Annotated in this window: 8 protein-coding genes; 1 reads left to right on the plus strand and 7 read right to left on the minus strand. The window is 58.7% G+C overall.

The features are described 5' to 3' along the window. Nucleotides 1-350: 350 nt before the first annotated feature. A complete protein-coding gene (locus tag PMI18_RS12275; protein WP_007902180.1) occupies nt 351-1,172 on the plus strand; it encodes a c-type cytochrome in 822 nt (273 codons plus the stop codon). A gap of 139 nt (nt 1,173-1,311) precedes the next feature. On the opposite strand, the gene PMI18_RS12270 is transcribed toward PMI18_RS12275, so the two are convergent. The 7 genes from PMI18_RS12270 to PMI18_RS12240 form a co-directional block, all read right to left on the minus strand. Continuing rightward, nucleotides 1,312-2,121, minus strand: coding sequence for a transglutaminase family protein (locus PMI18_RS12270; RefSeq protein WP_007902182.1), 810 nt, complete (start codon nt 2,119-2,121; stop codon nt 1,312-1,314). Continuing rightward, nucleotides 2,118-3,068, minus strand: a complete 951-nt coding sequence (locus tag PMI18_RS12265; RefSeq protein ID WP_007902184.1) for an alpha-E domain-containing protein — start codon at nt 3,066-3,068, stop codon at nt 2,118-2,120. Before PMI18_RS12265 ends, PMI18_RS12270 begins: the two co-directional genes overlap by 4 nt. Nucleotides 3,069-3,080: 12 nt before the next feature. After that, nucleotides 3,081-4,490, minus strand: a complete 1,410-nt coding sequence (locus PMI18_RS12260; protein WP_007902187.1) for a circularly permuted type 2 ATP-grasp protein — start codon at nt 4,488-4,490, stop codon at nt 3,081-3,083. 462 nt (nt 4,491-4,952) lie between these two features. Continuing rightward, nucleotides 4,953-5,294 carry a ribonuclease E inhibitor RraB gene (locus PMI18_RS12255; protein ID WP_007902188.1) on the minus strand — a complete coding sequence of 114 codons (342 nt, stop codon included), beginning with the start codon at nt 5,292-5,294 and terminating at the stop codon, nt 4,953-4,955. Nucleotides 5,295-5,515: 221 nt separating this feature from the next. Next, the gene (locus PMI18_RS12250) at nt 5,516-5,749 is read right to left on the minus strand and encodes a hypothetical protein (protein ID WP_007902191.1); all 234 of its coding nucleotides are present in this window, start codon (nt 5,747-5,749) and stop codon (nt 5,516-5,518) included. Nucleotides 5,750-5,971: 222 nt separating this feature from the next. Then, a complete protein-coding gene (locus PMI18_RS12245; protein ID WP_007902193.1) occupies nt 5,972-6,163 on the minus strand; it encodes a PLDc N-terminal domain-containing protein in 192 nt (63 codons plus the stop codon). An 83-nt stretch (nt 6,164-6,246) separates the two neighbouring features. Then, entirely contained in the window at nt 6,247-6,777 is a 531-nt protein-coding gene (locus tag PMI18_RS12240; protein ID WP_007902199.1) for a hypothetical protein, read from the minus strand. Nucleotides 6,778-6,929: the final 152 nt, after the last annotated feature.

A 6,929-nucleotide genomic window follows, 5' to 3' on the forward strand; every position in this document is an offset into this window, starting at 1 on the left:
TGGATCTAAGCCAATCGTGACGCGGGCCCTAAGGTAAACCTGTACGAAGTTGTCGTCGGGTTTTGCCGAGGCACTCGTCCTACAAGGAAGTGCAGCGCTCTGCCGTCATGGAGATAGGCAGGCAGGCATCAGGAAATAACAAAAAAGGCGGTCAAGCCATGTTCAAGCAATCGAAAGTTCGTCAAGCCGGGCTCATTCTATTCGCCACTACACTGTTGTTGATTTTGCCGAACCTGACCAAGGTGATTGGCTGATCGAGCATCAGGGTTTTCATTTCGCCTGATAAAAATGTAATTGGCTCGCTACCCGGGTCAGCGTGGCTGTGCCAACCTTTGCGGCACTTCCACGACATGGACGGCGATCACTTGAAAACGCTCATTCTATTTTGGGCCTTGCTGCTCAGCATGCCTCTGTCTGCCGCACAGCTGAATCTTGAGCTGGGCGCGAGTTCTCGCACCTGGCAGACCGAGCAATTGCTCAAGCATCCTCAGGTTCAGACCATCACGATCACTAACGACGTTTCCTACAAACGGGACATGAGCTATCGCGCCGTGCCGTTGGCGGCGTTGTTGACGGGCATCAAGCCTGACGATCATCTGCAAGCCGTTGCCCTGGACGGTTTTGCCGCCGAACTGGCCGCCGCACCGTTGCTCAATACCCAAGGCGCGCGGGCCTGGCTGGCGATTGAAGACCCGGCCAGGCCGTGGCCACCGTTGTCAGAGGGCAAGCCCAGTGCGGGGCCGTTTTACCTGGTCTGGACCGATCCGCAAACGGGCAATATCAGCCCCGAGCAATGGCCGTTCGAAGTAGCGAGCATCAAGCGCATGGCCCCGGTGGCCGAGCGCTTCCCTGCCCTGCTGCCCGACCCTGCGCTGAAGGCGGACGATCCAGTGAACAAGGGCTTTGCGCTGTTTCAGAAGAACTGCCTGGCGTGTCATCGACTCAATGGCGCGGGGGATGCGCAGTTCGGGCCGGACCTGAATATTCCGTTCAACCCGACCGAGTACTTCGGCGCGGATTTCCTCAAACGCTACATTCGTGATCCGCAGAGCTTGCGTCAGTGGCCACAGGCGAAGATGCCGGCGTTCGCGACGACGGTGTTGCCGGAGGGGGATCTGGAGTTATTGGTGGGGTATTTGAAGCACATGGCGGGGCGCAAGGTGAAGCCCTGAAGACATCCTTCCTGTCAGTGATCGTTCCCACGCTCTGCGTGGGAATGCCTCCACGGACGCTCCGCGTTCGGCTTTGGATGTGACGCAGAGCGTCACGGGCTGCATTCCCACGCAGAGCGTGGGAACGATCGATGGTAGGTTACTGCTGTTGCACTGAGATCACCGGCGCTGGCGTCGGCGAGACCAACACCTTCGCATGCATCTGCTCCCCCCCACCGCCACGACGCATGCCGCGCACCGGGCAGGCGTCGAGGTAATCCAGCCCCACAGCCAGTTTCAGGTGACGCTCCGGGCGGGCCAGTTCGTTGGTCACGTCGAAGCTGTACCAGGCGTCATCCAGCCAGGCTTCAGCCCAGGCGTGACTGGCCAGGTGTTCGCTGTTCTCGCTGTACAAATACCCCGACACATAACGCGAGGGAATGCCCAGGCTGCGGGCACAGGCGAGAAACGCATGGGTGTGGTCCTGGCAGACCCCGGAACGCCCGGCGAAAGCCTGGGCGGCACTGGTGTCAACTTCAGTGGAACCCGGCGTATAAGTCATGTGCTGGTTCAGACCATGCATCAAATCGATCAGCGCCGTACGATCCCGGCGCTGCTTGCACGCCTTCTCGGCGAATGCACGCAGCGCTTCGTCGGCCTCGGTCAGGCGCGTGAAGCGCAGGAACGGCAGCGCCGACTGGCTTTCATGCTCGGCTTCGCGCAGCTCGTCGATGTCTACCTGCCCACGGGCGCCGATAATGATTGCCTCGTGGGGTTCGTCCAGCGTCAGCACATGCAGAATGTTGCCGAACGGATCGAGTTGCGCGCGCACCGGGCGTGGCAAATCGAGCTGCCAGCTGAGCACGTGTTGGCGTTCGCTGTCGTGGGGAGTCAGTCGCAGGTACTGGATGCTCGCCCGCACCTGATCTTCGTAGTGATAGGTGGTCTCGTGGCTAATGGAAAGTCTCATGCAGCCTCCAGATAGGAACTGTGTATGGCATTGCCCAACTGGCGCACCAGCGGGATGAACTCGGTCAGCCAGGCGTGCAGGCCTTCGTCGAGAATTTCGTTGATACCGGTGTAGCGCAGGCGTGCATCCATTTCTGCCGCCAAGCGCTGGGCAGGACGGCCGTTGGCCCCCGGCAGGCTGGCGAGGATCTGGTCGATTTCTTCGGTGCAGGCCCGCAGGGAGCGCGGCACGTCGGCGCGCAGCAATAACAATTCGGCCACATGCCGGGCGCCAGGGGCGTCGCGGTAGATCTCGGTATAGGCCTCGAACGATGACAAGGCCCGCAGCAAGGCACTCCACTGGTAATAAGCGTGGGCCGTGCCGTCGCGGACCGCTTCGGCCTGATCGCCGGCCATTTCGTAACGGGCGTCGAGCAGGCGCAAGGTGTTGTCAGCCCTTTCGATAAAAGTGCCCAAACGAATGAACCGGAACGCGTCGTTACGCATGATGGTGCCGTAGGACGCGCCGCGGAACAGGTGCGAACGTTCCTTGATCCACTCACAGAAACGGCTCATGCCGTAGCGACTCAAGCCCTGCTCGGCGATTCCGCGAATTTCCAGCCAGGTGGCGTTGATGTTTTCCCACATGTCGGCGGTGATTCGCCCACGCACCGCATGGGCGCTGGCTCGCGCGGCACCGAGGCAGCTGTAGATGCTCGCCGGGTTGGCCGCATCCAGAGCGAAAAAATGCAGCAGCCGTTCGGCGTGCAAATCGCCGTGGCGCTCCAGGTAATCGTCCAGAGTGCCGGTGATCAGCAACGGCATGGCGAGTTCGTGCAAGCCATCGCCACGTCCATCCTGTGGCATCAGTGACAGCGAATAACTGATGTCGAGCATCCGTGCGAGGTTTTCCGCCCGTTCCAGGTAACGCGACATCCAATACAGATCCGAGGCAGTTCTACTTAACATGGCAGGCTTCCTTCAATCCTCGACCACCCAGGTGTCCTTGGTTCCGCCACCCTGGGAGGAATTCACCACCAGGGAGCCTTCGCGCAAGGCGACACGGGTCAAACCGCCGGGCACAACCCGGGTTTCGCGGCCAGACAATACAAACGGACGCAGGTCGATATGGCGTGGAGCGATGCCGTTTTCGACAAAGGTCGGACAGGTCGATAAAGACAACGTCGGTTGAGCGATGTACGCGTGGGGCTTGGCTTTGATCCGCTCGCGGAAAGATTCGATTTCCGCCGCCGTCGCCGCTGGCCCCACCAGCATTCCGTAACCACCGGAGCCTTGGGTTTCCTTGACCACCAGTTCTGGAAGATTGGCCAGCACGTGGGACAGCTCAGAGGGATTACGACATTGCCATGTCGGCACGTTCTTCAGGATCGGCTCTTCATCCAGGTAGAAACGAATCATGTCAGTGACGAAGGGGTACACCGACTTGTCATCCGCGACCCCGGTGCCGATGGCATTCGCCAGCACCACGTTGCCGGAACGGTAGGACGACAACAGCCCTGGAACGCCAAGCATCGAGTCCGGGTTGAACGCCAGTGGATCGAGGAAAGCATCGTCGAGGCGACGGTAGATCACGTCGACGGCTTTCGGCCCGTCTGTGGTGCGCATGAACACCTTGTCATCGCGCACGAAAAGGTCCGCGCCTTCCACCAGTTCAACGCCCATTTCCCGGGCCAGAAACGCATGCTCGAAAAACGCGCTGTTGAAGCGACCCGGCGTCAGCACCACCACGCTCGGGTTGTCGATCGGGCTGGAGCTTTTCAGGGTATCGAGCAACAGGTTCGGATAGTGGTCGATCGGCGCGATGCGCTGGGCGGCGAACAACTCGGGGAACAGGCGCATCATCATCTTGCGGTCTTCGAGCATGTAGCTCACGCCGCTGGGGGTACGAAGGTTGTCTTCGAGCACGTAGTACGTGCCGTCGCCATCGCGTACCAGGTCGACGCCGGAAATGTGCGAATAGATATCGCGGTGCAGATCCAGCCCTTGCATCGCCAACTGGTATTGCTCGTTGGCCAGCACTTGCTCGGCCGGGATGATGCCGGCCTTGATGATGCGCTGCTCGTGGTAGAGGTCGGCAAGGAACATGTTCAATGCCTTGACCCGCTGAATGCAGCCGCGCTCGACGACCCGCCATTCACTGGCGGGGATGCTGCGGGGGATGGTGTCGAAGGGAATCAGGCGCTCTGTCCCCTGCTCATCACCATAGAGCGTGAAGGTAATCCCGGCACGATGAAATAACAGGTCGGCCTCGCGTCGCCGTTGGGCCAAAAGCTCGTCAGGCGTTTCGGCCAGCCAACGGGCAAACTCCCGATAATGCGGGCGGACCTGGCCGCCGGCGTCGTACATCTCATCAAAATAGGTGCGGATCATGCCGTACTCCTTGTCACCCGGACATCCAGGCCTTCGCAAGGCCCGTGCCATCGGCATAAACGCTTTGATATCAATCAGTTGGATAATGACGCCGCACGCACCGCACCAATCCTGTGCGGTAAATGCCCCAACCTGATCGCCCCCGCTTCATGGCGAAGCAATGCTGTCGCCTATCAGCAGCATAGCCAGAGTTGATTTCACTGCCCGGGGGGCGGTGCGGATAATCCGCGCATTTGCTGGAGAAACTTACCGAACTTCCCTTTAACCGCCTGCTCAGGCGGTTTTTTTGTTTTTTTGAAACGTTATGAATCAAAAACCCAGATCAAAAGATCGCTGCCTCGTTTCACTCGACAGCTCCTACAGGAGAACGCAGGCTGCGATCTTTGGCCTTTGCAAACCGCACAAACGAAAACGGCCAACCCAAAGGTTAGCCGTTGCTGAGTGTTGTCACTGTTCATAAAGTTATGCGAGTAACCCTCGTACCTCCTGCTTGACGCCCCATCCTTCGATGATACCGCCCAGAGGCTCGACCACCGCCTCGAAGTCCTGCTCAAAGTCGCCGATCCCGTCATAGGTGGCGTACATCACTTTGCTCAGTTCCAGATGCCACGCGCCGTCATCGCGCACGCTGATCTGGGCATTCAAGGATTCACCACAAAAATGACCTGCCGCCCTGCGTGCCCGCTCCTCGTCCGGAAAAATGGCGTAGAACTCGATGGGATGGAATCGTGAAAAGTCGAAACCGCCTTCTTTCATGCGGCGCAGCACGCTGCTGCTGATGTCTTCTTGATAGGCTGTGCTCATGAAACGTCCCCCTCAGACTGATGGATAGACTTTCCGTATTCCCTGCACTTTCAACCGATTGGTGAGAGCGATACGGCAACAGAGGTTGCCGACGGGAAACAAGCATGTAGCTGACAAGACCAGACCTTAGCGAGTCATTCGCTGATCTCGCTTGCAGAGTAGCCCCAAGATAGAGGTGCTGCCAAGGTCTGGGTGTGAATGTGAATGTGACAAGAGGTGTATCAGATCGGGGTAATACTGATGATTTCAATGCTGTTCTGGGATTTCAGACTTTTGACGGTCGGATCAGCGGTACGACCCTCCAGATCATTGAGATCCAGTTCGGCAGCGACCGGCAGGCACCGGGCGCGAATGAGTTTGGCGGCTTGCTCGCTGTTCGGGCATTCCTCGCACTCGAAGAGTTCGTCCACAGTTTCACCGTGATCATCCACGAAAGTGATTTTCCACTTTTGCATCGGTGCCTCCTCGATAAAACCCATGGGTGGGCTTACTTCTATCTGGACTTTACCCCTCACTGATCGTTCAACGGATTACCGCATGTCGGCATGAAAAAACACAGAACCTGTGGGAGCGTGGTTTGCCCGCGATAGGATCGCCGCGTTGCAGCTGACAGACCGCAGCGCCTGCATCGCGGGCAAGCCACGCTCCCACAGGTTCAGTGTTGCAGGCGAAACCAATCAGATCCGCACATTGCCTCGTGGCCCGGCGATGGCCCAGATGATCAGGCCCAGGACCGGCAGCAGGAGGATCAATAGCACCCAGATGATTTTCATCCCGGTCTCGGCGCCACTTTTAAGCACGTTGATGATGGCCCAGATGTCGAGGGCAAGAATAATCAAGCCAACCAGGCTGTTGAACGTGGAACCCATGGTGACGCTCCCGAAGAGTGGTATGCCCTCTTAGGATAGTCGGGCCTTGCGAGGGTTCCGTTTTATTAGCGCCGTAGACGGCTTCAGACGTGGATCGCGACTTTCAGGGCTTCCAGGGAGGGCGCCGCGGCGATGCCGACTTCGGCGCACAACTCCAGCACCCGTGGCACGTCGTTACCGTAGACCAGCACCACTTGCAGGTCGTCGTCGAGCAACTGGCTGAAGTTCATCAGCGTGTAACCGCCGTTTTCCTTGTTCATGCTGCTCATCTGCACCTGAATGCGATTGAGCGCCGTGAGGGCTTCGGTCTTGGCCAGTTGCTTGGGTTTGATGTTGAAATCGACGCCGGGGCCGAACGAAGCGACGATCTGCGCGAACAGGTCCATGTAGGTGTCGGCCTGGAACAATACGGTTTCCGGCAAGCTGCCGACGACCACCCACTCACCCAACGGGATCGGGAAGGTGTCGTCGTAGTTGATGTCCGGATTGGCCGCCAGAAAAACCTCTGGATCGGCGTAGGCCTGAGCCGCTTCGTCAGCGACTTTCAGGATTTCGTCATCGCTCATGCACCCGGAGCTGATTTTGCTGATGAGTTCGACGAGTGCGGCTTTCATGAGGTGGATCCTGTAGCGAGGGAGATTTGAGGGCGCGAAGGATAACGCATTTTTTGGCGAGGGAGCTTGCTCCCGCTGGGTTGCGAAGCAGCCCCAAAATCAGCCACCGCAGTCGTTCAGATAGACCGCATTCGCCGGGTTTACGACTGCTT

Origin of the sequence: Pseudomonas sp. GM102 (genome assembly GCF_000282555.1) — a bacterium.
Classification (GTDB): Bacteria; Pseudomonadota; Gammaproteobacteria; order Pseudomonadales; family Pseudomonadaceae; genus Aquipseudomonas.